This window comes from Mesorhizobium sp. WSM3860 (assembly GCF_002294995.1).
Taxonomy (GTDB): domain Bacteria; phylum Pseudomonadota; class Alphaproteobacteria; order Rhizobiales; family Rhizobiaceae; genus Mesorhizobium.
Map to the genome: position 1 here is coordinate 1 of NZ_NSGF01000021.1, position 25042 is coordinate 25042.

A 25042-nucleotide genomic window follows, 5' to 3' on the forward strand; every position below is an offset into this window, starting at 1 on the left:
ATCGTCGACGACGTGCCGACGGCGCATAACGACACCAACAGCGCGCAGTCGGGCCAGACGGTGACCGGCAATGTCGAGACCAACGATACGGCCGGCGCCGACGCCATCGCCTCGATCGCCTGGACGGGCTCGTCCGGCAACACGGTGACCGGCAGCTTCGGCACCCTCACCTTCGCCGCCGACGGCTCCTACAGCTACCACGCCAACCCGAACGCCTCGGGCACCGAGGTGTTCAACTACACCATCACCGACGGCGACGGCGACACCTCGCCGGCAACGCTGACCATCACCGTCAGCAACGGCCAGCCGCAGCCGGTCGCAGCCACCCAGACCGTCAACGAAGCCGCACTCGACACCACCACATCGGGCAGCGACATCGATCACGGCACGGTCACCGGCTCCAATCCGTCGAGCACGGCCGAGACCGTCACCGGCACGCTCTCGCTCGGCGATCCCGACAGCCCGCACGTCACCAACATCCAGGGCGCGACCTCCTCGGCCGTCGGCGGCAGCGCCGTCACCGTGCAGGGCAGCTACGGCGTGCTGCAGATCGACCAGAACGGCAACTACACCTACACGCTGACCAAGCCGTACGACACCTCGCCCGACGCCAACAACGGCACCAACACCGAGACCGGCAAGGACGTCTTCACCTATACGGTCACCGACGCCCACGGCAACACGTCAACCTCCACCATCTCCATCAACATCGTCGACGACGTGCCGACGGCGCATAACGACACCAACAGCGCGCAGTCGGGCCAGACGGTGACCGGCAATGTCGAGACCAACGATACGGCCGGCGCCGACGCCATCGCCTCGATCGCCTGGACGGGCTCGTCCGGCAACACGGTGACCGGCAGCTTCGGCACCCTCACCTTCGCCGCCGACGGCTCCTACAGCTACCACGCCAACCCGAACGCCTCGGGCACCGAGGTGTTCAACTACACCATCACCGACGGCGACGGCGACACCTCGCCGGCAACGCTGACCATCACCGTCAGCAACGGCCAGCCGCAGCCGGTCGCAGCCACCCAGACCGTCAACGAAGCCGCACTCGACACCACCACATCGGGCAGCGACATCGATCACGGCACGGTCACCGGCTCCAATCCGTCGAGCACGGCCGAGACCGTCACCGGCACGCTCTCGCTCGGCGATCCCGACAGCCCGCACGTCACCAACATCCAGGGCGCGACCGCCTCGGCCGTCGGCGGCAGCGCCGTCACCGTGCAGGGCAGCTACGGCGTGCTGCAGATCGACCAGAACGGCAACTACACCTACACGCTGACCAAGCCGTACGACACCTCGCCCGACGCCAACAACGGCACCAACACCGAGACCGGCAAGGACGTCTTCACCTATACGGTCACCGACGCCCACGGCAACACGTCAACCTCCACCATCTCCATCAACATCGTCGACGACGTGCCGAACGTGTCGACTAACAATGCCGTGCAGTTGGACGACGACGCGCTCGTCGGCGGCAATCCGGGCGGCACGGGTGATGTCAATCCCGACACCGCCAACACCACCGGCACGCTGGCGCACAACTACGGCGCCGACGGCGCCGGGTCGACGCTGCTGACCACCACGGGCACCGTGCTGCCCGCCGGCTTCACTGCCGCTGTGAGCAATGGCGGCCAGACGCTGACCATCAGCCAGGGCGCCATGGCGGTGCTGCTGATCCAACTCGCCGACACCACCTCCGGCAACTACACGGTCACGCAGTTGCATGCGATCGACCACCCGACCGGGCTGAACGAGAACAACGTTGCGTTCACCCTAAACTACGTCACCACCGACGGCGACGGCGACACCGCGACCGGCTCGCTGGCGATCAACGTCAACGACGACACGCCGACGATCAGCAACATCCAGGATGCGATCATGCCGAACGTCAGCAACACCGACGTTCACGGCACTTGGACGCCGTCCTTCGGTGCCGACGGGGCGAGCGCGACGTCCGCCATCACTCTGGCAATGGGAACGGCTCCGAGCGGGTTGACCTACACGCAGACCAGCCAGGGCACGAACGTCAACGGCGATGCGGTGGTCCAGGTCGATGTCAAGAGCGGAGCCACGACGCTCTACACGTTCTATGAATACACCCACTACGACACGACTACGCATTCGTCGGAGATGTTCGCCTATACGAACCTCAACGACGCGAAGAACGCGACGGGATCGAATGAATATTTCACGCTGACTGCTTCGGCTGACGGCACGTACGATTTCCACCTCGTGACGAACAGCCTGCAATCGACCTCGGTCTTCGACGTCATCAATGGCATTCCGAATGGCAACGGCGACTATGTCAAGATCGCCGGCGGCGCAGCCAGCTTTGGCAGCGGTGCGGTACCTTCCAGCGGCTACGACGTTATTATCGACGGCTTCCAGGCCGGTCATCTCGCGACTGCCGACAGGGTGTTCAAGAATGCGAACGGCATGGGCATCGAGAATGGCAACCTCGATACCAACGAGACGATCACGTTCAAATTCGGCCTCACGCAAAGCGCAGTCACGGTTGGCATCGGAAAGGGCGGTAACGACACGCTCGAGCATTTCCAGGTAACCATCTGGGATTCGACGCACACCACCTCCGCAACCTGGAACGTGACCCAGGCGGACGGCACGCCGCTGATCGTCGACGCCGCCCATTGGGGCACCAACGGGACCAGCAGCGGCTCGTTCTTCAACTTCGGCGAGGTGGACGTGCAGAACATCGCCAGCGTCAGCGGCGAGGATCCCAAGGTCGTGCTTTTGTCGCTGACCTACAACTCACAGACGATTGTCAGCGATACGACGCTGAATTTCGCGCTCGGCATCACCGATCACGACGGCGACACCTTCACCAGCACCGACAATCTGTCCGTGGCGCTGGTCGGAACGCATTCCGGCAGCGGCTATCAGCTGACGGGCGTCAACACGACGGGCGAAGTCATTGCTGCAAGCTCGGGAGCCGACACGCTGCACGGCGGCACCGGCCTTGGCGATACCGTCGACTACAGCAACGCAATTGCCGGGGTCAGCGTCAACCTGCTGACACAACTGGTCGGCGGAGCAGGAGGGCTTGGCGACACGATCAGCGGGTTCGAGAATGCGATTGGTTCGAATTTCGCCGATACGTTGACCGCCAACAACACCGGCAGCATCCTGTCCGGGGGCGGCGGCAATGATACGCTGGTTGGCGGCAACGGTAACGACCTTCTGATCGGTGGCACTGGCCAGGACACGCTGACCGGAGGCGCCGGCGCCGACACATTCAGGCTTGATCATCTCGACATCAAGGACCTGATCACCGACTACAACGGCGTCGGCGGCCAGGGCGACAAGATCGATCTCACGGCGCTATTCCAGACCAACGGCGGCAACATTGCCGACTTCGTCAAGTATGACGCCGGCACCGGCAACTTGAGCGTGGATACGAACGGGACGACGGGCGGCGCCAACTTCTTGGATGTCGCGACGCTGCAGAACCATCCCGCAGCGAACACGATCACCATCCTTTATGATGACGGCCTGCACACACAGACGACAACTGTGGCTTGAGCGACACAGCGTCCGGCCAGAAGAGCATGCTATCATTTCATATTAGCGGGTAATGAATTCGCAATTTGGAGAGGGGCTTACATGAAACATTCCGTAAGACTGCTGGCTTCGGCCGTGGCGGTGCTGCTCGCCGGATCGAGCGGCTTTGCCGCAGATATCATCGGCGAGCCGGCGGTGAATTATTGCCGCACCGTCGGCACCTCGGACCTGGTGCTGACTGACAACATGGTCGAGCTCAAGGACAGGGTGGTCAAGCTGATGGACGACTCCGTCGCCGTCGCCAACAGCCCGGAATGGATCAACTCGTCGCGCCCCGCCTTCGTCTGGGCCTCGGAAGCCAAGGTCGCCTGCGGCAAGGCCTATGGCTACCTCAAGACCAACTACAAGGACGAGGACTATCTGAACAAGTGCGAGTGCTTCCACGACCGCATGGTCGAGTACATGCACTGAGCTGACGGGCGCCGACCAGCTGCGATGATTGCCATGAGAGCCTGGGCGAAGGCCGCCGCTTGCGCGCGCCCGGCGCCGGTTGCCGCGCATGCCGACGTGGCGCGGCACTTCCGACGCGGGGTTCCGCGAGCCTTCGAGCAGTTCATCGTTTCAGGCAAACGCCGAACTGCAGCGACTATTCGTTTTTGCGCAATTGCGGACGAGAAACCGCTGCGCAGTTTTCCTGGAATTGCTGCGGCGCTCGCGTTTGCCATTGTCGCGGCGATCTCCGGCTGCCAGTCGAAGAACGGCGCATCGGAGGTGCTGGATCCCGCGGCGATAGCCGCGCCTAGCAGCCAGGCCGGAGCCACCACCGCCGCGCCGGCGCAGCTGACCGCCAGTTCCGCAGCGACCGCCCCCAAGGGCAATCTGACGCTCGGCACTGGCTCGACCAAGATCGCCATGCTTTTGCCGCTCTCGGCCCCCGGCAGCGCGGGCGAGAACGGCAGGAAGATGTATGATGCCGCGCGCCTCGCAATGGCCGATCTCGGCGACAAGCTGGTGACGCTGACGATCGAGGACACGCGCGGCGACAGCTTCTATGCCAAGGACCTGGCGGTGAAGGCGATCACTTCGGGCGGCGTGAAAATCGTCATCGGGCCTGCCGAGCTTGCGGCGGCGCAGCACCTTGCCAAGCTCTCCGGCACGCAGCGGCCGCCGGTGCTGGCGTTGGCCGACAATTTCGCCGGCGGCCCGGGCGTCTATTCGGTGCGGCTGAGCGAAGCCGACAGCGCGGCGGCGGGCGCGGCAGCGGTCGCCGGCAAGGGCGCCAAGAAATTCGTGCTCTTGGTGCCGGCGGGCGCGAACGCCGGCGCCGTCGAGGCGCGGGTCGCCAACGCGCTCAGCATCTATGGCGCGACGCTGGCCGTGACGCTTCCCTATTCGGCGTCGGACGCCGACAAGGTGGTGTCCGACATGGGCTCGCTGGTCGAGGCGCCCGACGCCGTCGTCGTCGCCAGCGGCGACAACAGCCCTGTCGCCGTGCTGGCGGCGCTGAAGGCGAAGGGCATTCCGGGCAAGGCCGTAAGCCTGATCGGCACCGAGCGCTGGCTCGAGCGCCCGATCGATCCGCTCTATGAGGGCGCCTATATCGCGACGCTCGACCAGAGCGAGACCGGACCGATCGCCGACCGTTTCAAGGCGACCTACAACTATCAGCCCGATGTCAACGTCGCCTACGCCTATGACATGGTGGCGCTGTCGGCCGGCATAGCGAGCTCGGTCGGCCCGAACGGTTTCTCCAAGCAGGTGCTGGAAAACGCCAGCGGCTTCCGCGGCTCGACCGGCCTGTTCCGCTTCCGCGCCGACGGCTCGAGCCAAAGGTCGATGCCGTTTTTCAAGGTGGAAAAGGGTAAACTGAAGCTGGTGGAGAAACAGACTGCGGGGTTTTGAGGGCTGGCTAGTTAAGCTGCCCTAGAACCCCGGAGCTACTGGCCATTGCCACATTGGCATAGATCTGAAACGCGATTGCGCAGATTGCCGCCGCCGAAATCGGCACGCCGAAGGGCACGACGCCTTTGCGATCCAGGTGCTGCACATAGTGCCGGAACATCCCGACCGGCAGCAGAAAAGGGTTTCTCACCAAGACTGCTGTCGCGAGTGCGAAACCCAACAGAAACACCGAAAAGACGACTAGGCCGCTTCCTCCAATCAGAAACGGCGTGACAGCCATCAGCTTCACATCGCCGGCACCAACCTTGCGCAGGACCCAGAACGGAAAGAGCGCGATGAACAGGACCAGGCCGGCAATGGCGCTCAAGCCCATGTCCCACCATGACCCCGCCTGAACGGCAAGGAGCTGAAACGCTCCCAGCCCGAGGCAAAGCAGCAGCAGAACGTCGCGGTTGGAGATCTTCTGGGTCGAGAAATCGACCCAAGCGACCCTCGCAAGCAGCGGAATGGCCAAGGCCTTGAGCAGCAGCGACGCGGCCAGCAAAAGGCTCATGACCGCTCGATATTCCGCACGCTGGACGACAGAAGCTTCAGATTGTTGGCCACGGTTGGATCGTTGGGCGCGAGCTCATAGGCCTTGAGGAAATTCGCTCGCGCGTCCTGCAGCTTGCCGCGCAGCAGATAGGAGTAGCCGACGTTGTTGTAGTATTCAGGCGTCGCGCCGAGCAGCTTGTAGGCCCGTCTATAGGCCATGTCGGAAAGATCGAAGCGGCGGATGCGGTCGCAGGAGGCGGCAAGGCCCAGCCAGGCGACGCCATCGTTGGGCGCCAGCCGCGTCGCCTTGTAGAACAAAGCACCGGCATTGCCGTAATTTTCCGAACGGAACTGGGTCTTGGCCTCGGTGACCGCCTGGTCCGAGGCATAGTAGTCGACGTCGCTGACGGTCTTCAGCCCATCAAAGGCGTCGCCAAAGGCGGTGTAATCGCCTTTCGCGGGTTCGTTGGTGCGCACGACACCGTCGCTTGGATCGGTCTGGCAACCGGCCAGCAACATAGTCAGCACACCAGCAGCGGCCGCGAGGCGTATTTTCCCTGTCATTCTGTCCCCCAGGGCTCCCCCGACTCAGTTCAGAACCTAAGCATATGACGGCTTAGAAGAAAATGCCTTTCATGCGAATGATCACCGGCAGCATGAGGATCATCATGACAACCGGGAAAATACAAATGCCCAGAGGGACCATCATTTTCACCGGCAAGGAATTGGCGCGTTCTTCGGCCCGAAGAATTCTTTGGCTTCGCATTTCGTCACTGTACACGCGCAGCGCCTCGGTGAGACTCGTGCCGAGTTCTTCGGACTGCCTGAAGAGCACCGCCAATGATCGCGCCTCGTCCAGCCCGATGCGGTCGGAAAGATCACGCAGAGCCTCGCGCAGCGGCTTGCCAGCCCGTAGCTGCAGATTCATGATCGCGAGCTGGATACCCAGCCATTTGTGCGTGCCAGCCAATTCCTGGCTCACCCGCTCGACCGCTGCCTCGAGGCTCATGCCGGCATCGGCGCAGGTGATCATCATGTCCATGAAGTCGGGAAAGCCGCGCCGATAGATTTGCTTCTGCCCATTCTCAAAACGATCCAGCATGATGCTTGGAATGACCAGGCATGCGAGGCCAAAAAGAGCGGAGCCTGCAAAAGATATGAACGCTGGTAGGTTTTGGGGCAACACCCGCGATAGAAGCGCATACGCTGCCAGAAAGCCCACGCAAACCGCGCCAAGCCGAGTGAGTGTGTAAATGACAGGCGCACTGTTTTGATAGAAGCCGGCACGAAACAGCTTGGCTTCAAGGGCATTCGGTTCTCCGCGTTCTTTCTCGAGCGTACGAAAATAGGCATCGACCGGACGCTGGGCTGCGATCTTGGCAAGTTGGTCTTGTCCCGCCAACGATCGCCGGTCGGCGATGCCTTCCGCCATCAAGCTTTGTGTAACCAGCTTCCGCGTCTGCAAGGCAGGCAGAATGATAAAGGCGCCAAAAAGGAAAAGAGCCATGGCCGTCACGAACACGGCGATGGAGATCAACAGGCTAAGATCTTGACCAGAGAACAACTCTATCCAATCCCGTTAGAAGTCGAAGTTAACCATGCGGTACATGATGAAGTCACCCAGAAGTGCCCAGAGGCCGAAGATCGTGAAAACTGGCAATATTATCGGATTATTCCAGACGGTTCCATAATATGACGGCGCAGCCAACTGGAGAATTCCGAACATCACAATTGGAAAAAGCGAAATAATCCATGCCGATATACGCCCCTCTGCGGATAGCGCCCTTATCTTCATCCGGAGCTTTTGCCGCTCACGAAGAACGGCTGAAAGATTAGCGAGGATTTCGGTCAGGTTGCCGCCGGTTTTCGATTGGATCGAAAGCGACACAGAAAGCAGATGCAGGCCTTCAAAGCCGACGCGTTGCGAAAGTTTTCGAACCGCCTGCTCTACACTCAGTCCGAAGGTGATTTCGTCCGCGACGATGCCAAATTCTGTACCCAGCGGATCGGGCATCTCGCGCGCGACAAGACCTATCGCAACCGAAACAGGATGCCCGGCCCGCAGTGAGCGCACGATCATGTCCAATGCGTCGGGCAGTTGCGCGGCGAATCTCTGGATTCGCTTGTTCCGCGCCCGGCGCAAGACGAGAAGCGGCAATACTATTGCGACCACCAAGAAAATGATCATGGAAGCCAGCGCGGAATAATTGAGCAGAAACGCAAAAAGCAGCGACAGCGCAAGGCCCGACAACATGAACATCGCAGCAAAAGAGAGCGGATTCCCCGTAACGCCGGACTGCGTGTAGAGCCGATTTAGCCAAATGAATCTCGACAGGAAATCTCCCGACTCGCTGAGACCGCGTTCACTCAACAGCCCCTGCAAGGTCTTTTCGGCTGGAGTGTCTTCGGCGAGCCGCTTCATGCGTAAATTTATGGTGCTGGCGCGCGAACGACGGCTGGCGAACGAGAGATAGAAGGCCTCACCCGCAAGGATAACTGATGCGGCTGCTAGCACATAGAAAAAGTAAAGCAGGGTTTGCGTGCTCATAGCGCAACCTGCGGGTTGAAGGCGTCCTTAGCGAAGTGGAAGCCCATCGTGGCGGCTTCTTGTGCAAACCGGGGGCGAACGCCAGTCGCACGAAAATCGCCGACGATCGTGCCGTCGGCTCCGACATCGCGGCGAACGAAGTGATAGATTTCCTGAAGCTGCACGACATTGCCTTCCATTCCGGTCAGTTCCGAAATGGAGATGACCCGCCGGCCGCCATCGGATAGGCGTTGCGTCTGCACGATGATGTCGATGGCCGAAGCGATCTGCGCGCGGATAGATTCATGCGTCATGGGCATGCCGGCCATGCCGACCATCTGCTCAAGGCGCGAGAGCGCGTCGCGCGGCGTGTTGGCGTGGATGGTGGTCATCGACCCTTCGTGGCCGGTGTTCATGGCCTGCAGCATGTCGAAGGCTTCCTCGCCGCGCACCTCGCCGACGATGATGCGATCGGGGCGCATGCGCAATGCGTTCTTGACAAGCTCGCGCTGACGAACCTCGCCCTTGCCCTCGACATTGGGCGGCCGCGTTTCCAAGCGTCCGACATGTGGCTGCTGCAGTTGCAGTTCCGCAGCGTCCTCGATGGTGATCAGGCGCTCCTTGCTCGGAATGTAGCTCGATAGGGCGTTGAGCAGTGTCGTCTTGCCGCTGCCGGTACCGCCCGAAACCAGGATCGACTTGCGCGTTTGCACGGCGATCCGCAGCATATCGACCATCGGCGGCCGGATCGAGTTGAAGGCGATCAGCCGCTCCAGCGAATAAGGGTGCTTGGAGAATTTGCGGATCGACACCAGCGGACCGTCGACCGAGATCGGCCGCACGGCAATGTTGACGCGCGAGCCATCCTCAAGGCGCGCATCGACCATCGGCGCAGACTCATCGACCCGGCGGCCGATTGCCGAGACGATCTTGTTGACGACGCGCAGGAGGTGCGCCTCGTCGCGAAAACGGATCGAGGTTTCCTCGATCACGCCCCGACGCTCTATGAATACGCGCTTGTGCGTGTTGATCAGGATGTCGGCGATCGAATCGTCCTTGAGCAGAGGCTCGATTGGGCCGAGCCCAAGCATCTCGTCAGCCGTGTCGCTGGTCAGTTGATCGAGCTCACGCGCATTCAGAGGCACGTTCCGTCCACGAACGAATTCGCGGACGATGGGCCGAATCTCATTCAGAATCTCTTCCTTGGAAGCGTTCTCAAGCGCGGTGAGATTGAAGCGGTCGATAAGATGGCTGTGGAGTTCGACCTTTAGCGAAAGATAATCGTCACTATGAGATTCGGCTTCCGCCGCTGTAGCAACTGCAGTGTCATTCGCGATCGTAGCAGGGGCCCCTGGCTGCGGCGAGCGCGACTCATTCGGTCCTTTGATGAAACGCCCCAACATGTCACCAACCCCTCCTAATTTCCCCGACATCGAAACTAAGCGTTAACCACGAGAGGCACAAGCGGCCCGGAGGACACACTGGACTTATTACTTGCGACATAGTTAAGAAATTGAGATTTGAGAAATCGTTTTATTTTGCCCAGCTCGACGCCGACCGACCAAAGTCCTAGGACCTTTGCCGCGACATAGGCGGGACGCACCTCTAACCCCTTATAATATAAATATATATGTCATACCTCTAATGTGTTGTTCGATGGGTACGGGTGTGGCCGAATTGTGAACGAATGGTTAAGATCGCTTGAAAAGCGAAACGAATCAAGCTGTTGTCAAAATTGAGAAAGTCTCAAATCGAGTATTGAAAGGTTAAGGGACTGTTAATCCGTTTGACTCGGCTTTTTCGCAGGACCTAGGATTGAATTCGACGGGGGATGCTTGGGTATGGGGTTCATTCCTTAGGCTCGTCTCGTCGGGTTGAAACCTCCAAAGGGAGAAATTGGCATGAAGAAGCTCATGACGATGGCCCGGCAGTTCCGCGACGACGAAAACGGCGCTGCTATGGTCGAATATTCTATCCTTCTCGGCATCATTGCGGTTGCAGTCGTTCTGACGGTCATCGCGATCGGCGGCTGGGTCACGGGCCGTTTCACCGGCCTTTGCACCGCGCTTGACGGGACCAACATCGGCTCCTGCAACGCAGCCACCGGTGTCGGCACCTGATGTTTTTCAGCGTCAGGCCCGGGCTTGCCCGGGCCTGACGCCTATAAAGGAACTGGGGCATTGTGCCGGGCAACTGGCCTTTTTGGGGTTTGGGCTTATGCGTGCCAACACGATCATCATGATTATTCTCGCCGGCGTGTTCGGCGTCGTCGCGGTTGTCCTCGCCAATATGTGGCTTGCCGGTCAGCGCAGCGCGATGGCACAGGCGAATGGCGTGCAAGCAGGCACCCTGGTCGTCGCGGCAATGCCGCTGAAATTCGGCGACGCATTGAGCGCCGACAAATTGCGCGAAATTCCTTGGCCCGCCGGCGCAGTCCCGGCCGGGTCTTTCAAGACGGTTAAAGATGCTCTGGCCGGCAATGGCGCCAGGCAGGCGCTGCAATCCATCAGCGCCAACGAACCGATCCTCTCAGCCAAGATCACCGGACCAGGCCAGCGGGCCACCCTGTCGGCGGTGCTGGGAGAGGGCATGAAGGCCGTGTCCATTCGCGTCAATGACGTGCTGGGCGTCGCCGGCTTCGTCTTCCCGGGCGACCGGGTCGATGTGTTATTGACGCGCACGGTGCGCGATGGGGGCGGCGGGGAAAAGAGTTTTGTCGACGTGCTCCTACAGAGCGTCAAGGTGCTTGCGATCGACCAGGTTGCGGACGAGAGCAAGGACAGCCCGACCGTGGCCAAGGCAGTGACGGTCGAGGTCGACACCAAGGACGCACAGAAGCTGACTTTAGCCGCCGGAGCGGGTCAGTTGTCGTTGGCCCTAAGGCAGGCCGCAGGCAGCCGGGGAGAAACGACAGAGCGAGTGACCCTCGCCGACCTGATCGGCGATACTCCGGAAGACGTCGCCAAGCGGCAGGCGGAGCTCGATAGGCAGAAGGCCGCGGACGCTGCCGCCGCCGAAGACCGCAAGCGCGCCGACGCCAAGATCGATGGGCTGGCACAGGCCGTTGAGCGGGTCGGAACCCAGATCGATCAATTGAGCAAGGTGAAGCCCACTGTGGCACCCGCACCACAACCTCAAGAAGTTGTAAAGGAAGTGGTCAAATATGTGCAGCCGGAGCCGCCGGCCCGCGCTACAATCGGTGTGTTTCGAGGTGTAAAACTCGAAACATATGATGTGCCGCGGCTAAAGTAACGCTGGCATATTAGGGTGAGGGGCCCGAATCAGCCAGCGAGGGGGTAGCATAGATGCGTGCGTTCTGGGGACCACTTACGGCGGCTGCTTTGGTATTGTCTTGCGCATTGCCGTTGAGTTTCGCGGCTCGCGCCGCCGACCGCTTCATCGATGTGTCGAGCCCGTCGCTGCACCGCATCTTCGTGCCCGTTTCGCAATCCGCCACGATCCAGGTCAACGCCACGCTTGGCGATATCGTCGTCGGCGACGAGAAGATCGCCGATGCGCAGCCGATGACCGACAAGACGCTCTATGTCATCGGCAAGAGCCTCGGCACCACCACCGTCAATCTGTTTTCCGAGGACAAACGCTCGCTGGGCACTCTCCAGATCGAGGTCGGCCAGGATGTCAGCGACATGGCGGCCGCCATCCGCCAGGTGGCGCCGAAGGCGCGCATCGAGATCGGCTCGATCAACGGCAAGGTTCGGCTGAGCGGCCATGTCAAGGACGCCGCGACGCTGGCGCAGATCGTCGAAGTGACGCAGCAATATGGCCCTGATGCCATCATCAACGCCGTCACCATCGACGACAGCGAGCAGGTCAATCTTTCAGTGCGCATCCTGGAAGCCAAGCGCAATGCCGGCCGCGATCTCGGTGTCTCTTTAAAGAGCACAAACAGGAGCGGCACGACCCGCACTGGAACCGGAATCGCCGCAGTTGATGAGGATGGCGCAGTACTCGGCCCTGGCGATCTTCTGAGCGGTCTGTTGTCCAATAGCAGCCCGTTCGGCGCACTGATTACCCGCGTCATCGACAGCAACATCAAGGTCGACCTGATCATCGAAGCACTCGAGTCGAAAGGGGTGGTGCGGCTTCTGGCCGAACCAAACCTCACCACGGTTTCCGGCGAAACCGCCAGCTTCAACGCCGGCGGCGAGGTGCCGATCCGCAGCGTCAACAGCCAGGGCGAAATCGAGATCCAGTTCAAGCAATTCGGCGTCAATCTGAATTTCACGCCGGTGGTGTTGGACGACGGCAAAATCCGCATCAAGCTTGCGCCGGAAGTCAGCGACCTGACCGGCTTCACGCCCGCCGGCGATCCCATCTTCACCAACCGCAAGCTGGCAACCGTGGTCAATCTGCGTGACGGCCAGAGCTTCGCCGTCGGCGGACTTCTCTCCAGCAAGAACACAAGGCTGCAGGAGCAGGTGCCATGGCTCGGCCAGGTGCCGATCGTCGGCGCGCTCTTCCGTAACTCGAGCACGCAGAAGGAAGAGACCGAGCTGGTGGTCATCGTCACTCCGCATCTGGTACGGCCGACGAAACCCGGCGAGCAGCTTGCGACACCTTTCGACAAGACGAAGCCGTCCAACGATCCGGAATTGTTCCTGCTCGGCCAGCTCGAAGTCAGCAAGGACATGATCAGGAAATATGAGCACGGCGACGGCGTCACCGGTCCCTATGGCCACATGCTGGATGTGAAATCGAAGGACAAGCTGGTCTATGTCAAGAAATAAGCTTCTGCTCGTCCTTCTCGGCACCAGCCTGCTCGCGGGCTGCGCCGCCGACTATCTGAACAATTACGACACCATGACGCTGGCGTCGGGTGACTCTCAGAAGGCCAATCAGCTGCTGCAGACGGTCGATCCGTACAATCCGGTCTCGAACAACACGGAGATCGAAGGTGACGGCGCACGTGCTGTCGGCGTGGTTCAGCGGTACAAAGTTCCGCCGCCTCCACCGCCAACAACAAACATGACAGTCAATGTCGGCACGTCAGGAGTGACCGCTCCGTGAGTTGAACAAGGGGATGCGGCGGGCAGGCATTCGAGGGGCCTGACACCAGGGGTAGAGAGTAAGGCCATGCTGCGGACCATTCGCGCGTTCTGGCACGATCAGAGAGGCATAGCGCTGATCCTCGTCAGTATCATGCTGCCAGCGATCATCGGGTTTTCCCTGCTGGCAATCGACATGAGCAGGATGAACAACCTGCACAACGACCTGCAGAATGGCACCGACGCTTTGGCGCTCGCCGCCGCCGCCGAGCTTAACGGCAGGTCCGACGCCTGGACGCGCGCACAAAACGCGTTGGACAATCTCGTCGCCAACGACACGCGGTTCTCGGATGGCGGAACCACAGTGCTGACCACCGGAAACGGAACAGCGACGGTGGACCCGACATATTCGGCATGCCGGTCCAAGGGACGAGTTTCCTGGTGCTTCCTTGCAAGCATCCCGGCTAACGACTCGGACCCGATCACAGCTGCCAACTATGCAGCGTCGGCCGTCGTGACACGGTTTATCCAAGTGAGGGCGCAGCCGGAAACATTCACGGCGATCTTCCCGGTCTCCTTCTCGTCCTCCGGTAGCGCCGCCGACACCAGCTACAATGTCAGCGCGATCTCGGTTGCCGGCTTCACCTCGGGCGTTTGCAACTACACGCCCGTCTTCATGTGCAATCCTTATGAGATGGTGAACGGTACCAATTCTGCGGGCGGCGCGACGCTCGAGCAGGCGGTTTCCGATCCGGCTATCCACCGACGCCTCATCGAGCTCCGGATGGTGGGAAACAACGCCGCCTACGGCCCCGGCAATTTTGGCTTCCTGGCCCCGCCGGATGATGTCGGCAATGGTGCCCAGGCGCTGGCTCAGACGATCGCCACCTCGGCGCCTCGCGGCTGCTATTCGGCGCAGGGCGTCAGCACAAAGACCGGCCAGAACACCGGACCGGTGCAGGACGCGTTCAATGTACGCTTCGGCATCAAGGCGAGCGGCAATGCCTTCAACAGCGCCGAGTACGGCCCGGCATCGAATGTCCGAAAGGGAGCTTCGACCGGCGGGAACGGAAATGGAAACGGAAACGGGAATGGCAACAGCAACCAGTGCCCGCAGTACAATCAGCTGACGTTCAACGCGACAGGGAATATGGGCCTGCCGAGAGACGCGACCACGCCGTATATGGGCGGAAGGATGGGTGACGGGAACTGGAACCTGTCCGGCTATTGGAGCACCAATTTCGGGGCCACCAGCTACCCCTCTTCGTGGAATACGACCAAGCCGACCCGGTACCAAGTCTACAAATATGAGAACGCAAACAATCTGATTAGCCACGCTTCAACAGGCGGCGAAGTGGGAACGCCGCCGAGCGCCTGCCAGGCGCCGGTCACGACCGTGGACCGCCGCCTGCTCTATGGCGCGATCCTGAACTGCAATGCGCTGCAGGCAGCCGGCAACAACCTAAACGGCAACAGCACCAATCTTCCCGTCGAGGCTTTCGCCAGCTTCTTCATGACTGAGCCAGTTCCAGGCGCATCGGCAGGCGGGTCCGTCTTTGTCGAGCTCGTCGACATCACCGGTCGCGGCGGTGCAGGAACGCTCGACAATTTCCTGCGCGACGAAGCGCAGCTCTATCGGTGATGGCCATGAGAAACCCGCTGTCACGCGCGCTGAGCCGTTTTCGTCGTGACGAGCGCGGCACCGTGCTGGTCGAGATGGCGATCGTAGCGCCCCTGATGTTCATCCTGTCGGCAGGCGTTTTCGAATTCGGCAATCTTATCCATGACAAGCTTCTGATCGAAGCCGGCCTCGAAGATGGCGCGCGGTTCGCCGCTCGCTGCAACAGCCAGCTTTACACCGATGCCGGACTCACGATTGATTGCGCCAATACCGCCAGGAACATTGCCATCTTCGGCAATGTGGCGGGGTCTCCACCGGCACGTGTCCGCGATTGGCGGACAACGGACGTGACGATCAACATCGCCGACCCGGCCACTTGCAGGAACGCGATCGATCCAAGTACCGGGACCGTCCTCTACCTTTCGACGACAGCCCAGGTCTGCATCGTAAGGGCGTCCGCCACCTATCCCTATGCCAGCCGCGACAGTGTTGGATTTCTGTCCCTGCTCAATATTTCCGGCATCACACTTTCTGCCAGCCATGAGGAGCGGTTGATCCGGTTCTGATGATGCTGAAGCGATTCGCAAGATCGGAAGACGGAACGGCAATGGTCGAAATGGCCATCGCTGTTACGCTGTTGCTTACCCTCACTCTCGGCTTTATCGATTTCGGCTATGCCTTGTACCAGTGGAATGCGGCGACCAAGGCGGTGCAGATCGGGGCGAGGCTTGCCTCCATTTCCGACCCGGTGGCTTCAGCCCTAACTACCGCTGCACCGATCTCAAATCCGGGAGCGCCGGTCGCTGCAGGCGCCTATGGCCCGTTTGTCTGCACCTACAGCAGCGGCGGCACCGGCTCCTGCTCCAACGGCGGCAATCTCAGCCCCGCCGCTTTCAGCCGTATTTTCCGCGGCGACACCGCGAACACCAATGATGATGCCTGCCCTGCCCTGGGCACCAATCAGCGGCCAGGCATGTGCCACTTCTTTCCGGGGCTGAGGCGAAACAACGTTGTCGTCACCTACGCGGCCACCGGCTTGGGCTATCAGACGCGACTGGGTGGGCCGGTGCCGACGATCAGCGTCAGTCTGCAGAACATCAGCTTTCAGTTCTTCTTCCTGGGCGGTCTGCTCGGGTTCGGCAATATGACCATGCCTTCCATGCTGAGTACAGTAACGGGTGAAGATTTAAAGAGTACCTCGCCATGAACGCCATCGACACCAGAGTGCTGCCGACGAAACGCAAGCAGGTCGCGCTGTTTTCGTCGGATGCGAATTTCAGGCACGACGTGACGACCCGGCTCGACGCGCTGGCGATCTACGACGTCAGGGTTTCCGAGGCGGTCGAGTTCCTGAAAGGGCCGCCGGTCGATGCGCGGCCGGGCATCATCATCCTCGATCTCGGCGATGGCGAGCTGCTCGGCAACAATGCGCTCGTCGAGGCGCGCTCGGCCTGGGCTTCGGTGCCGCTGATCGCGGTCTCGGGCGAGCTGACGTCGGAGCAGACCCGGGTGCTGGTGCGCATGAATGCGTCGGACTGGCTGCACAAGCCGCTCGACCCCAAGGAGCTGCTCAACGCCGTCACCTTCCACGACACCGGCAACCAGGGCACCAAGAGCCGCATCGTCACCTTCATTGCCGCCAGCGGCGGCGCCGGCGCGACCACGCTGGCGATCTCGGCGGCCGAGCATCTCGCCTCCAAATCGGCCGAGCGGGCGGCCTCGACCTGCCTCGTCGACCTCGACTTCCAGAGCGCCAATTGCGGCGCCTATCTCAACCAGTTCAACCAGTTCGACCTTGCCGGCATCATCGGCCAGCCGGAGCGGCTCGATGTCGAGCTGATGGACGTCATCAAGCTGTCGCGGCCGTCCGGCCTCACGCTCTATTCCTTCGAGCGGCCGCAATTGCCGTTCGAGCCGCGCGGCGCCGATTTCGTCTTCCGGCTGCTCGACCTCGTCGCCTACCGCTTCGACGACATCGTCATCGACCTGCCCAACATCGAGACGCCGTGGCACGAGTCGGTGCTGCGCACCAGCGACGAGATCTTCATCGTCTTCGAGCTCAACGTCGCCTCGCTCAGGCAGGGCAAGCGGCTCTACAAGAAGATCCGCGAATTGCGCGGCAACGGTGTCTCGATCACGCTGGTCGCCAACAAGCACAAGCGCAAATGGTTCGGCAACCACTTCTCGCGCAGCGAGCTGGAGAAGATCTTCAAGGCGCCGCATATCAAGTCGCTGGTGCTCGACAACGCGCTGCTCGCCGATGCGCTGAACCGCGCCATCCTGCCTTCCGAGGTGGACGGGCGGGCCCGCTTCAACAAGGACCTGAAGCGCATGTTCAAGGAGCGGCTGGACAATGCCCAGCGCTAGAGCAATTCCAGGACAAGCGCGCAGCGGTTTTCCATCAGGAATTGCGACAAAGCAAATGCGGCGGATAGCGACAGGCCTCGCCGGCGCCTGCCTGATCGGCATCGCGCTGGCTGTGCCTTGCGGTTTCGCGGAAGCCGGATCGGGGCCGCCGCCGCTTCCCGCCATGGGCCCCAGCCTGCGCAAGACGGTCGCCTTCCAGACCGGCGAGCAGCCGGGAACGATCATCATCCGCAAAAACGAGAAGGCGCTCTATCTGGTCAGCAGCAAAGGCCAGGCGCTGCGCTACCAGATCAGCGTCGGCCGCGACGGCTTCGGCTGGACCGGCACCGTCACGGTCGCAGCCAAGACCGAATGGCCGGAATGGCGCCCGCCCAAAGAAATGCGCGTCCGCCAGCCGGAGCTGCCGGCGATGGTGCCCGCCGGTCCCTACAATCCGCTCGGCGCCAGGGCGCTCTATCTGTCGCGCGAGGGGCGCGACACGCTCTATCGCATCCATGGCACCAACGATCCCAAAGGTGTCGGCTTCGACGGCACGTCCGGATGTTTTCGGCTGACGAACACGGATGTGATAGATCTCTTCAAGCGCGTCGCGGTGGGCGCAAAGGTGGTGGTTGAATGACGATGATCAGCGAGCCGGACATTCCGGCAATCGAACTCAGCGAACAGGAAAAGACGCCGGGCAGGCCGAGCCGGGCGAGAACCATCGGCGCGGTCGCGGCCGGCGCGGTCCTCGTCACCGCCATCAACGTCACCGCCGCCATCTACCTCTATCGCGGGGTCAACGACCTTCGAGCATTGGAGGCGCGGCTGGACCAGCTCGGCCAGTTCGAGCAGCGGATCGGCGCACGCATCGATACCGTCAACAACGGCTTCCAGAGCCGGTTCGAGACGCTGGACCGGCAGCTGCAGGCGAGTTTCGGCCAGATCAACGGCAATATTGCCCGGCTGGAGCAGGGCCAGCCCGTCGCCGCCGATGCCGAGACGCCGCGGGCGCCAGAGCCCGGTTTCGCCGGCACGACCGTGGCGGAGGCGTCGGCAGTTGAAAACCCAACCGAGCCCGACTCCGCCGGCGCGCCGGCATTCAAGCGCAAGGCCGCGCCGCCCGGACCCAATCCGTCCTATCAGCGCATCCAGCAGGCCGACGGCAAAGTCTACTACAAGAAGATCAACTGACGCGGCATCGCGATAGCGGAAGGCATTCCGATCAGCACGGTCTAAAGATCACGCTGCAGCGCCAGGATGCGGACGGCGCGGGTTTCGGCGCGCAGCCTCGCCTCGCGCAGGAAGGCGACATGGCAATAGGCGCAGGCCGCAAGGCCAAGGCACAGCACCATGCAATTTTTCAAGCTGAAGTCGATCGCCAGCGAGAATTGAAATCCGCGCGGCGCGGTGAAGGTAGCGATCGTGCTCGCCGTTTCCGAATGGCTGCCGGCCGCTATCATCAGCCCGGCGAACATCAGCGCGGCATGGTTGGCGAGGAAGAAGCCGGCCGATCTCTTGGCCTGGCAGGCCATCCAGCAGGCGGCAGACGCGACGACGATGATGGCGGCGTTCAGCACCATCGAGCCGCCGAGATAGAAATCCACCTGCTGCCAGAACATCGTCGAGAAGGGGCGCAGCTCGAGCCAGATGCGCCACATGGTCGGGCTGGCCGAATAGGTTCCGAGCAGCAACGTCGCCGTCCGTTCCGCCGCCAGCAGGAACAGCATCAGAGCCGGGAAGGCAAAGAGCAGTGTCGGCTTGCGCGTCATGTCATCCCCTCGACATCCGATGCTCGACTGTAGGCCGCATTGGTTGCGCGAGACTTAACGCAAAGCCTTGCTTTTCAAGCGATGTCACCGGCGCCTAATGTATGATCGGGTGAAACGACGAGGCGCGCTTTGGGCGAGGCGAAATCGACCAGCCGGCTTGCCACGACGCTCGGCAGCCTTGGGCTGGTCGCGGGCGCGCTGCTGGTCGCCGCGTCCAGGCACTGGTTGCCGTCGGAGCTCCCCTCCTCGCCCGCCCAGGTCGCGAGCGAGGCCCGACCGGCCTCTCGCGTCGCCATCCATGACACACGGCTAGGCCAGCCGGCGCGCAGGATAGCCGAGGACCTCATCGCGCCGCCGCCGCTCGACGTGGCGGGGATCGATCGCATCGAGCCCCGCCCTCCGCTCGGCGAGCTCGGCCTCGCCGCGCCGCCGAAGACGCCGATGCCGCAGGGCTGGCATGAGACGCTGCTTTATAGCCCGGTCGCCACCTCGTCGGCGATATTCGAGGCCATGGGGCGCAGGGTGATCGTCAGCGGGACCATCGACGTCGATCCCGCCAAAACCTGCGCGTTCGGCGACGCCATCTGGCCCTGCGGGCAGCGCGCCCGCGCCGCCTTCAATGCCTGGCTGCGCGGTCGGGCGGTAAAATGTGTACTGCCGCCCGATGCCGACCGCTTTGCCATCGCCGCGCCCTGCATGCTCGGCAAACAGGATGTCGGCGCCTGGCTGGTTGCCAATGGCTGGGCAATGGCGTCCCCCTTGGGCATCTACGGCAAAGCCGAAACCGTCGCCAGGGCTGCCAAGATGGGGATCTTCGGTCCGCCGCAATAGGCCATTCCCGGAAAGGCGCATAGCGGCATTCCGTTCGGCATTGCGTAATAACGGAATGGTTAAGGCAGCTCAGCGATCTTACCAAACGCTGACCCGGTTTGCGACGAATCACATCGGAGCGAGAACCGGGCCGCAGCCGCCGGCGCCATCCAAGGAGAAAGACACTGATTTCCTTCAAATTGTAGGCCTCGCTGAAACGGAAATCGTAACACACCGCCTTTAAGCCAATGCGTCCAACAGGAGATTGGCCAGTGAGCATAAAAAACGAGACCGCGCCGGCAGCGGCCTGGAAGCATGTCGTCTGGCTGTCCCTGCTGGGCACCGCCGGCTGCGTCGGCCTGTCGCTCGGCCTCAACTATCTGCTGCTGCTCAGCGACGCGTCGACGCCGTTCGGCCGCAGCGTCATCACGGCCGCCCTTCTGCCCATCATCATCGGTCTGCCGCTTTTTGCCCTGCTCGGCTGGAGAGAGGTCGAGATCCGCCGCTACCGGCAGGAGCTCACCAGGTCCGGCACCTACGACCATCTGACCGGCTGCCTGAACGGGGCCGTGTTCACGTCGATGGTCGACAGGCGAGCGGCCAGGCCGGCCGGCCCGCGCTCCGGCGCCTTCCTGGTCATCCACCCGGAACATCTATCGGCGATCAATTTGCGCTTCGGGCTCGAATGGGGCGATGAAGCCTTGCGGCTCATCGCCGCCGCCATCCGGTCCTCGGTGCGCAAGGAGGATCTGATCGGCCGCATCGGCACGGCGATGTTCGGTGTTTTCCTTGCCGGCGCGACCGAGGAAGACGCCAAGGAGATCGGCAAGCGCATCCGGGAAGCGGTCGGGCAGATCTATTTCGCGCCGAAAGGCGACAAGGATGTGCTCGCCATACGCGCAGGCGGCGTCGTCTTCGAGCATGAGCTGGCTTTCGAAGATATGTTCCGCTCGGCCGAAGAAGGATTGTCCGAGTTGCAGGACGAAACCGACTTTCACTTGTCCCATTTCAACAACTGAGCGGCGCAACCAGCAGCCCAACCCGGCCGACAACCTGGCCGCGTGCTGCGGTTCATAGCTCTGCGTCTCAGATGCCGCCCATGCAGAGATATTTCATCTCAAGGTAATCCTCGAGGCCGTGGCGGGACCCCTCCCGCCCGATGCCGGACTGCTTGACGCCACCGAAGGGTGCTGCTTCCGAGGACATGCGCCCGGTGTTGATGCCCACCATGCCGTATTCCAGGGCCTCCGCCACACGCCAGACACGCTTCAGGTTGGAGGCATAGAAATAGGCGGCTAGTCCGTAGATCGTGTCGTTGGCCTCACGCACGACCTGATCGGCATCCTCGAAGCGGATGACCGGAGCCAATGGCCCAAATGTCTCCTCCTGCGCCACCGTCATCGCGCTGGAGATGTCGGTAAGGACCGTCGGCTGGAAAAACGTGCCGTGTCTGGCAATCCGGCCTCCGCCGCACCGGATCGCACCGCCTTTTGCCACGGCATCGGCGATGTGGGATTCGATCTTGGCGAGAGCCCGGCTGTCGATCAACGGGCCGATGGCGACACCGGGATCGAAACCGTCGCCGACCTGAAGCTCGCAAACCCGCCGGACGAATTTGTCGACGAACTCATCGTGAACGCCCGATTGGACGTAAAGTCGGTTCGCCGAAACGCAGGTCTGGCCGGCATTGCGGAACTTCGCCTGGATCGCCCCGTCCACGGCGGCATCGATGTCGGCGTCGTCGAAGACGATGAAAGGCGCATTGCCGCCGAGCTCGAGGCTGACCTTCTTGATCTGGTCCGAGCACTGGCGCATGAGCAGGCGCCCGACCTCGGTCGATCCGGTAAAACTGATCTTGCGCACTTTGGGATTGTGGCAGAGCTCGCGCCCCACCGCGGCACCCTCCGAGGCATAGACGAGGTTGACAACGCCGTCGGGAAAGCCGGCTTCGGCGGCGAGCGCGAACATGGCGCCCGCGACAAGCGGCGTCTGTTCGGCAGGCTTAAGCACAATGGCGCAGCCTGCCGCCAGCGCCGGCGAAATCTTGCGCGCCACCATCGATGTGGGAAAGTTCCATGGCGTGATCGTGCCGACGACGCCGATCGGCTGCTTGATCACCAGCATGCGGCGGTCTGTCGAGGGCGCCGAGATCGTCTCGCCATAGATGCGATTGGCTTCCTCGGCATACCATTGCAGATACGCCGCCGCATGCGAGACTTCCGATTTGGCTTCGGCGAGCGGCTTGCCCATCTCCGCGGTGAGGATCGCCGCAAGATCGTCGGTGTGGGTGACGATCAGTTGATGCCACTGCCACAAGATTTCGCTGCGCTCCCGGGCGGTCAGCCCCGCCCATTCGGCCTGAGCGCCATAGGCCCTATCGATCGCCGCCCGCGTCTCCTCGATCCCCATGTCGGGAAGTTCCGCCAGCAATTCGCCCGTCGATGGATTGAAGACCTCGAACGTGCGCCCGCCGACCGGCGTGCCAAGCGCCGGCACACGGTCGATCGCGCCGAACAGGTCAGGGGATTTCAGGTGGCGGGTGATCGGCAGGCACAGGGGCAATACCGGTCTCCTCCTTCAAAGAGCTGACGTTGCACAAGGCCAAGATGTATTCCGCACGTCCGTGCCTCTCAAGTGCCGAGCGTGATAGATGGCGCTTCTTGGTCTAGGTGTCTTCTGTATCGAGGCTGACCTTGACGGTTGCCCCAGCTTTTGCCGTTCCTATGGTGTCGCCAACGGGAATACGGACCTTCCGTCCAGCGGAAAATCTTCAAGTTGGAGGGGCGCGTTGTCGAAGGTACTAGACGCCGGGCGTCTTCCATCGCCCAGGGTCCAGACAGTGTCGAGCTAACACCACCCCTGTGTACCAGACAGGCGGCGAAAAAACCAAGAAGGTCAGATAACTATTCCCAGTCAACGGGATAAGCTGGTGCTGCGAGAGAGGATTGAACTCTAGATTACTTCAATAAAATCAATAACTTATGATGATCTTTGTAACATTGTGACAGACTAAAGAATGGCCGAAATTCGAACACCAGCGTTTTGATGCGAAACTTGGGGCAACAAAAACAGTCTTCCTCAGCTCAACGGGAAATTCGGCAGTGGCCAGGCTTTCGGCGCCGGCTCGTCTTGAGTGATACGGCTGCGCATAGCCGCGTCCATCATTAGCCAGCCCCAGTTGATCAATCTGCCTTGCTCCTCTTCCGAAAACGGGTTGAGCCGGGTGCGCATTCGAGCAAGTGCTGCGACGGTGGCCGTGTTCACTGTCAGGCGCTGCTGCGCCGTGAAATCGGTGATATCGACGTCGATGCCGCAAAATGCTGTGACGCGCTTCGCGGCACTTGAGGTCGCGAAGAGCAGCCTTTTGCGCAGAGCACGCGCTTGGTCTGTGGCGATATCCAGAGCGCGAAGCGCCTGTTGAGGCCAGAACGCGCTGCTCACATCCTCGACGCCGAATGGTGCGCCGGCATCGCTGACGATAACCGGGTTGAAATCATCGACCGTCTCGAGCCCGAGATTGTCGTAAGCACCGCCGTCGGTCATTGAGAGTTCGCGCGTGTATTTCGCATCGCCATAGTGGCTTGTCCCTTTGATATTCACCCACTTCGTTGGATCAACCTTGATGACGACTGGCGAAAGCACCGGCGGAAATGCGCTCGACGCAGCAACAGCCACCGCCAGCCTGATGTCGGGATTTGGAATTTGGCCGATCGAGTATTCTGCCAGACGCAGCTTTTGCATGCGCACCAGCCGGCCGGTCTGCAGGTTCGTTGCGTTGAAGACGAATTGTGGGCTGTCTGGCAAATGCTGAAGCGTGATACCTCTGTAAAGATCGTCATAGGTGTCGGCCAGCACGTCAGCGACCGTTTTGCCTGGGAGCGCGGCCCCCCAGCCGACTGCCGCGCTATCGACTGAGCGGCGGCAGAAGGCCCGCAAGGGATCAACCACCTCCTTCTGCAGGTTGGTGATGACGCCGTTGGCGACGTTAAGGCGTGGCCATGCCGCGGCCAGCATGCCGCTTGCGATCGAACCTCCAGAAACGCTGGAAATTCGACTGACCTTAGTAAGATAACTTAGCTCGTTGAGGCGCATCAATGCACCGCAATGAAACAACGTCGCCCGGAAACCCCCACCGGACAGCGCGAGCGCCGGCGTGTTGTGATCTATGGACTGAGACATTTTTCGGTCTTGTTGGGTTTCGGCACGGTTTGCACCGGTAACCTAGCGTGGACTTTACATTAAACCATTCTGATAGAATGGGCTGTGTGTCGTCAAAATTCCCTAGCAGTCAAAACAGACCCTTTGCGGCCGTTAGGTTGGCGTCGATATGCTCGCCGTAGTAGATGCCTTTGTCGTCTTTGTAGCCCTGTTTGAACCCTTTGCTCGCCATGTCCTTCTTCGTGCCTTTGACGCCGCGGTTATAGGCTATCCCCACGAATACAGCCTCGTTGTGCGACAACGCTCCTTTGTCGGCACCGTATAGACCTTTTACGGCGTTCTGAAGCTCGACCGCGCCCTTTTCGAGGGTCCCATCCCAGGTGGCCCATCGGCGATCAAGGAAATAGTCCGGATCATCTTTGAAAAACTGAATGTCGTGCTGAAACATTCCAAAGCCGTGGCAGAACTTGTCGGGGTTTTTGACCACTGTCTTGAAGCCCGTGTTGATCTTGGCGATCCGCTCCAGCGCTGTCCTCGCCACGTTGAACATTGGCTTACCCTTGGGCGCAGCCTCGAGCTCGGTTCTATTCTTTGGCCAGGCGCTGCTTCGCTTCGGGAAATCCAAGGTATCACCGACGCATACCGCTAGAACGTCCTCCGGCGTCCCCACCTTGTATATCTTTGCCCATATGTAGAACGTCTCCTGGATTCCGATTGAAATGACCAATGACTTCGGAATTGGAGTGTTCCTCAGCTTCGCGTCAATCTTCGCGCCAAACGTGTCGTTCATCCAGATCATTGCATCTTGAATAGCCGTCGTCATCTGCTCCCCCGA

At 61.3% G+C, this 25042-nt stretch carries 24 protein-coding genes; 15 read left to right on the plus strand and 9 right to left on the minus strand.

The genetic code is table 11. The features are described 5' to 3' along the window. The 3 genes from CK220_RS25700 to CK220_RS25710 form a co-directional block, all read left to right on the plus strand. A partial coding sequence (locus CK220_RS25700) for an Ig-like domain-containing protein (protein ID WP_141245226.1) occupies window positions 1-3552 on the plus strand: 3552 nt, incomplete at its 5' end. A gap of 81 nt (window positions 3553-3633) precedes the next feature. Continuing rightward, window positions 3634-4002: a hypothetical protein gene (locus CK220_RS25705; RefSeq protein WP_095814206.1), complete on the plus strand. Its 369-nt coding sequence runs from the start codon at window positions 3634-3636 to the stop codon at window positions 4000-4002. 33 nt (window positions 4003-4035) lie between these two features. Then, window positions 4036-5433, plus strand: coding sequence for an ABC transporter substrate-binding protein (locus CK220_RS25710; RefSeq protein ID WP_095814207.1), 1398 nt, complete (start codon window positions 4036-4038; stop codon window positions 5431-5433). Between the two features lie 7 nt (window positions 5434-5440). On the opposite strand, the gene CK220_RS25715 is transcribed toward CK220_RS25710, so the two are convergent. Genes CK220_RS25715 through CK220_RS25735 form a run of 5 tightly spaced genes read right to left on the minus strand, consistent with a single transcriptional unit; the run spans window position 5441 to window position 9897 of the window. Next, the gene (locus CK220_RS25715; RefSeq protein ID WP_095814208.1) at window positions 5441-5986 is read right to left on the minus strand and encodes a prepilin peptidase; all 546 of its coding nucleotides are present in this window, start codon (window positions 5984-5986) and stop codon (window positions 5441-5443) included. Next, window positions 5983-6531, minus strand: a complete 549-nt coding sequence (locus CK220_RS25720) for a tetratricopeptide repeat protein (RefSeq protein ID WP_095814209.1) — start codon at window positions 6529-6531, stop codon at window positions 5983-5985. The genes CK220_RS25715 and CK220_RS25720 overlap by 4 nt, the downstream gene beginning before the upstream one ends. Before the next feature lie 52 nt (window positions 6532-6583). Further along, a complete protein-coding gene (locus CK220_RS25725; RefSeq protein WP_095814210.1) occupies window positions 6584-7531 on the minus strand; it encodes a type II secretion system F family protein in 948 nt (315 codons plus the stop codon). Window positions 7532-7546: 15 nt separating this feature from the next. Further along, complete coding sequence (locus tag CK220_RS25730; RefSeq protein WP_095814211.1) at window positions 7547-8515, minus strand: type II secretion system F family protein; 969 nt, start codon at window positions 8513-8515, stop codon at window positions 7547-7549. After that, on the minus strand, window positions 8512-9897 hold the full coding sequence (locus CK220_RS25735) for a CpaF family protein (RefSeq protein WP_095814212.1): 1386 nt from the start codon (window positions 9895-9897) through the stop codon (window positions 8512-8514). The genes CK220_RS25730 and CK220_RS25735 overlap by 4 nt, the downstream gene beginning before the upstream one ends. Window positions 9898-10395: 498 nt before the next feature. Between CK220_RS25735 and CK220_RS25740 the strand changes: the two genes are divergently transcribed. The 10 genes from CK220_RS25740 (at window position 10396) to CK220_RS25785 (ending at window position 18661) form a co-directional block, all read left to right on the plus strand. Then, window positions 10396-10614 (plus strand): Flp family type IVb pilin, encoded by a 219-nt coding sequence (locus tag CK220_RS25740; protein ID WP_095814213.1) that lies wholly within the window; start codon window positions 10396-10398, stop codon window positions 10612-10614. Further along, entirely contained in the window at window positions 10601-11746 is a 1146-nt protein-coding gene (gene cpaB / locus CK220_RS25745) for a Flp pilus assembly protein CpaB (RefSeq protein ID WP_245429398.1), read from the plus strand. The genes CK220_RS25740 and cpaB overlap by 14 nt, the downstream gene beginning before the upstream one ends. A 113-nt stretch (window positions 11747-11859) precedes the next feature. Next, window positions 11860-13242 carry a type II and III secretion system protein family protein gene (locus CK220_RS25750; protein ID WP_245429399.1) on the plus strand — a complete coding sequence of 461 codons (1383 nt, stop codon included), beginning with the start codon at window positions 11860-11862 and terminating at the stop codon, window positions 13240-13242. After that, window positions 13229-13522: a hypothetical protein gene (locus CK220_RS25755; RefSeq protein ID WP_095814216.1), complete on the plus strand. Its 294-nt coding sequence runs from the start codon at window positions 13229-13231 to the stop codon at window positions 13520-13522. The genes CK220_RS25750 and CK220_RS25755 overlap by 14 nt, the downstream gene beginning before the upstream one ends. Window positions 13523-13588: 66 nt before the next feature. Further along, complete coding sequence (locus tag CK220_RS25760; protein WP_095814217.1) at window positions 13589-15142, plus strand: pilus assembly protein TadG-related protein; 1554 nt, start codon at window positions 13589-13591, stop codon at window positions 15140-15142. A 62-nt stretch (window positions 15143-15204) separates the two neighbouring features. Beyond that, on the plus strand, window positions 15205-15687 hold the full coding sequence (locus CK220_RS25765; RefSeq protein ID WP_245429400.1) for a TadE/TadG family type IV pilus assembly protein: 483 nt from the start codon (window positions 15205-15207) through the stop codon (window positions 15685-15687). A 41-nt stretch (window positions 15688-15728) separates the two neighbouring features. Continuing rightward, window positions 15729-16328 (plus strand): TadE/TadG family type IV pilus assembly protein, encoded by a 600-nt coding sequence (locus tag CK220_RS25770; protein WP_245429401.1) that lies wholly within the window; start codon window positions 15729-15731, stop codon window positions 16326-16328. Continuing rightward, complete coding sequence (locus tag CK220_RS25775; protein ID WP_095802502.1) at window positions 16325-17488, plus strand: AAA family ATPase; 1164 nt, start codon at window positions 16325-16327, stop codon at window positions 17486-17488. Before CK220_RS25770 ends, CK220_RS25775 begins: the two co-directional genes overlap by 4 nt. Window positions 17489-17543: 55 nt before the next feature. Then, the gene (locus CK220_RS25780; RefSeq protein WP_095814219.1) at window positions 17544-18107 is read left to right on the plus strand and encodes a L,D-transpeptidase; all 564 of its coding nucleotides are present in this window, start codon (window positions 17544-17546) and stop codon (window positions 18105-18107) included. Further along, window positions 18104-18661 (plus strand): hypothetical protein, encoded by a 558-nt coding sequence (locus CK220_RS25785; protein WP_095814220.1) that lies wholly within the window; start codon window positions 18104-18106, stop codon window positions 18659-18661. The genes CK220_RS25780 and CK220_RS25785 overlap by 4 nt, the downstream gene beginning before the upstream one ends. A 41-nt stretch (window positions 18662-18702) precedes the next feature. Here the strand turns inward: CK220_RS25785 and CK220_RS25790 are convergent, their stop codons facing one another. Further along, window positions 18703-19239 (minus strand): hypothetical protein, encoded by a 537-nt coding sequence (locus tag CK220_RS25790; protein ID WP_095814221.1) that lies wholly within the window; start codon window positions 19237-19239, stop codon window positions 18703-18705. 129 nt (window positions 19240-19368) lie between these two features. Between CK220_RS25790 and CK220_RS25795 the strand changes: the two genes are divergently transcribed. Beyond that, window positions 19369-20070 carry a thermonuclease family protein gene (locus tag CK220_RS25795; protein WP_095814222.1) on the plus strand — a complete coding sequence of 234 codons (702 nt, stop codon included), beginning with the start codon at window positions 19369-19371 and terminating at the stop codon, window positions 20068-20070. Window positions 20071-20321: 251 nt separating this feature from the next. Then, the gene (locus CK220_RS25800; protein WP_245429402.1) at window positions 20322-21068 is read left to right on the plus strand and encodes a GGDEF domain-containing protein; all 747 of its coding nucleotides are present in this window, start codon (window positions 20322-20324) and stop codon (window positions 21066-21068) included. 67 nt (window positions 21069-21135) lie between these two features. Here CK220_RS25800 and CK220_RS25805 read toward each other — a convergent pair whose 3' ends face one another. The 3 genes from CK220_RS25805 to CK220_RS25815 form a co-directional block, all read right to left on the minus strand. Then, window positions 21136-22566 (minus strand): NAD-dependent succinate-semialdehyde dehydrogenase, encoded by a 1431-nt coding sequence (locus CK220_RS25805; protein WP_245429406.1) that lies wholly within the window; start codon window positions 22564-22566, stop codon window positions 21136-21138. A 561-nt stretch (window positions 22567-23127) separates the two neighbouring features. Continuing rightward, window positions 23128-24228, minus strand: a complete 1101-nt coding sequence (locus CK220_RS25810) for a patatin-like phospholipase family protein (protein ID WP_095814225.1) — start codon at window positions 24226-24228, stop codon at window positions 23128-23130. 109 nt (window positions 24229-24337) lie between these two features. Continuing rightward, window positions 24338-25030 carry a peptide-binding protein gene (locus CK220_RS25815; protein WP_095814226.1) on the minus strand — a complete coding sequence of 231 codons (693 nt, stop codon included), beginning with the start codon at window positions 25028-25030 and terminating at the stop codon, window positions 24338-24340. Window positions 25031-25042 lie beyond the last annotated feature (12 nt).

What these genes read in the sequence shown, in the direction of transcription:
- CK220_RS25710 (WP_095814207.1), top strand. Translation starts at nt 4,036, where the DNA reads ATGAGAGCCTGGGCGAAGGCCGCCGCTTGCGCGCGCCCGGCGCCGGTT.
- CK220_RS25760 (WP_095814217.1), top strand. Translation starts at nt 13,589, where the DNA reads ATGCTGCGGACCATTCGCGCGTTCTGGCACGATCAGAGAGGCATAGCG.
- CK220_RS25755 (WP_095814216.1), top strand. Translation starts at nt 13,229, where the DNA reads ATGTCAAGAAATAAGCTTCTGCTCGTCCTTCTCGGCACCAGCCTGCTC.
- CK220_RS25730 (WP_095814211.1), bottom strand. Translation starts at nt 8,515, where the DNA reads ATGAGCACGCAAACCCTGCTTTACTTTTTCTATGTGCTAGCAGCCGCA.
- CK220_RS25720 (WP_095814209.1), bottom strand. Translation starts at nt 6,531, where the DNA reads ATGACAGGGAAAATACGCCTCGCGGCCGCTGCTGGTGTGCTGACTATG.
- CK220_RS25780 (WP_095814219.1), top strand. Translation starts at nt 17,544, where the DNA reads ATGCGGCGGATAGCGACAGGCCTCGCCGGCGCCTGCCTGATCGGCATC.
- CK220_RS25770 (WP_245429401.1), top strand. Translation starts at nt 15,729, where the DNA reads ATGGTCGAAATGGCCATCGCTGTTACGCTGTTGCTTACCCTCACTCTC.
- CK220_RS25735 (WP_095814212.1), bottom strand. Translation starts at nt 9,897, where the DNA reads ATGTTGGGGCGTTTCATCAAAGGACCGAATGAGTCGCGCTCGCCGCAG.
- CK220_RS25740 (WP_095814213.1), top strand. Translation starts at nt 10,396, where the DNA reads ATGAAGAAGCTCATGACGATGGCCCGGCAGTTCCGCGACGACGAAAAC.
- CK220_RS25785 (WP_095814220.1), top strand. Translation starts at nt 18,104, where the DNA reads ATGACGATGATCAGCGAGCCGGACATTCCGGCAATCGAACTCAGCGAA.
- CK220_RS25715 (WP_095814208.1), bottom strand. Translation starts at nt 5,986, where the DNA reads ATGAGCCTTTTGCTGGCCGCGTCGCTGCTGCTCAAGGCCTTGGCCATT.
- CK220_RS25815 (WP_095814226.1), bottom strand. Translation starts at nt 25,030, where the DNA reads ATGACGACGGCTATTCAAGATGCAATGATCTGGATGAACGACACGTTT.
- CK220_RS25790 (WP_095814221.1), bottom strand. Translation starts at nt 19,239, where the DNA reads ATGACGCGCAAGCCGACACTGCTCTTTGCCTTCCCGGCTCTGATGCTG.
- CK220_RS25775 (WP_095802502.1), top strand. Translation starts at nt 16,325, where the DNA reads ATGAACGCCATCGACACCAGAGTGCTGCCGACGAAACGCAAGCAGGTC.
- CK220_RS25705 (WP_095814206.1), top strand. Translation starts at nt 3,634, where the DNA reads ATGAAACATTCCGTAAGACTGCTGGCTTCGGCCGTGGCGGTGCTGCTC.
- CK220_RS25810 (WP_095814225.1), bottom strand. Translation starts at nt 24,228, where the DNA reads ATGTCTCAGTCCATAGATCACAACACGCCGGCGCTCGCGCTGTCCGGT.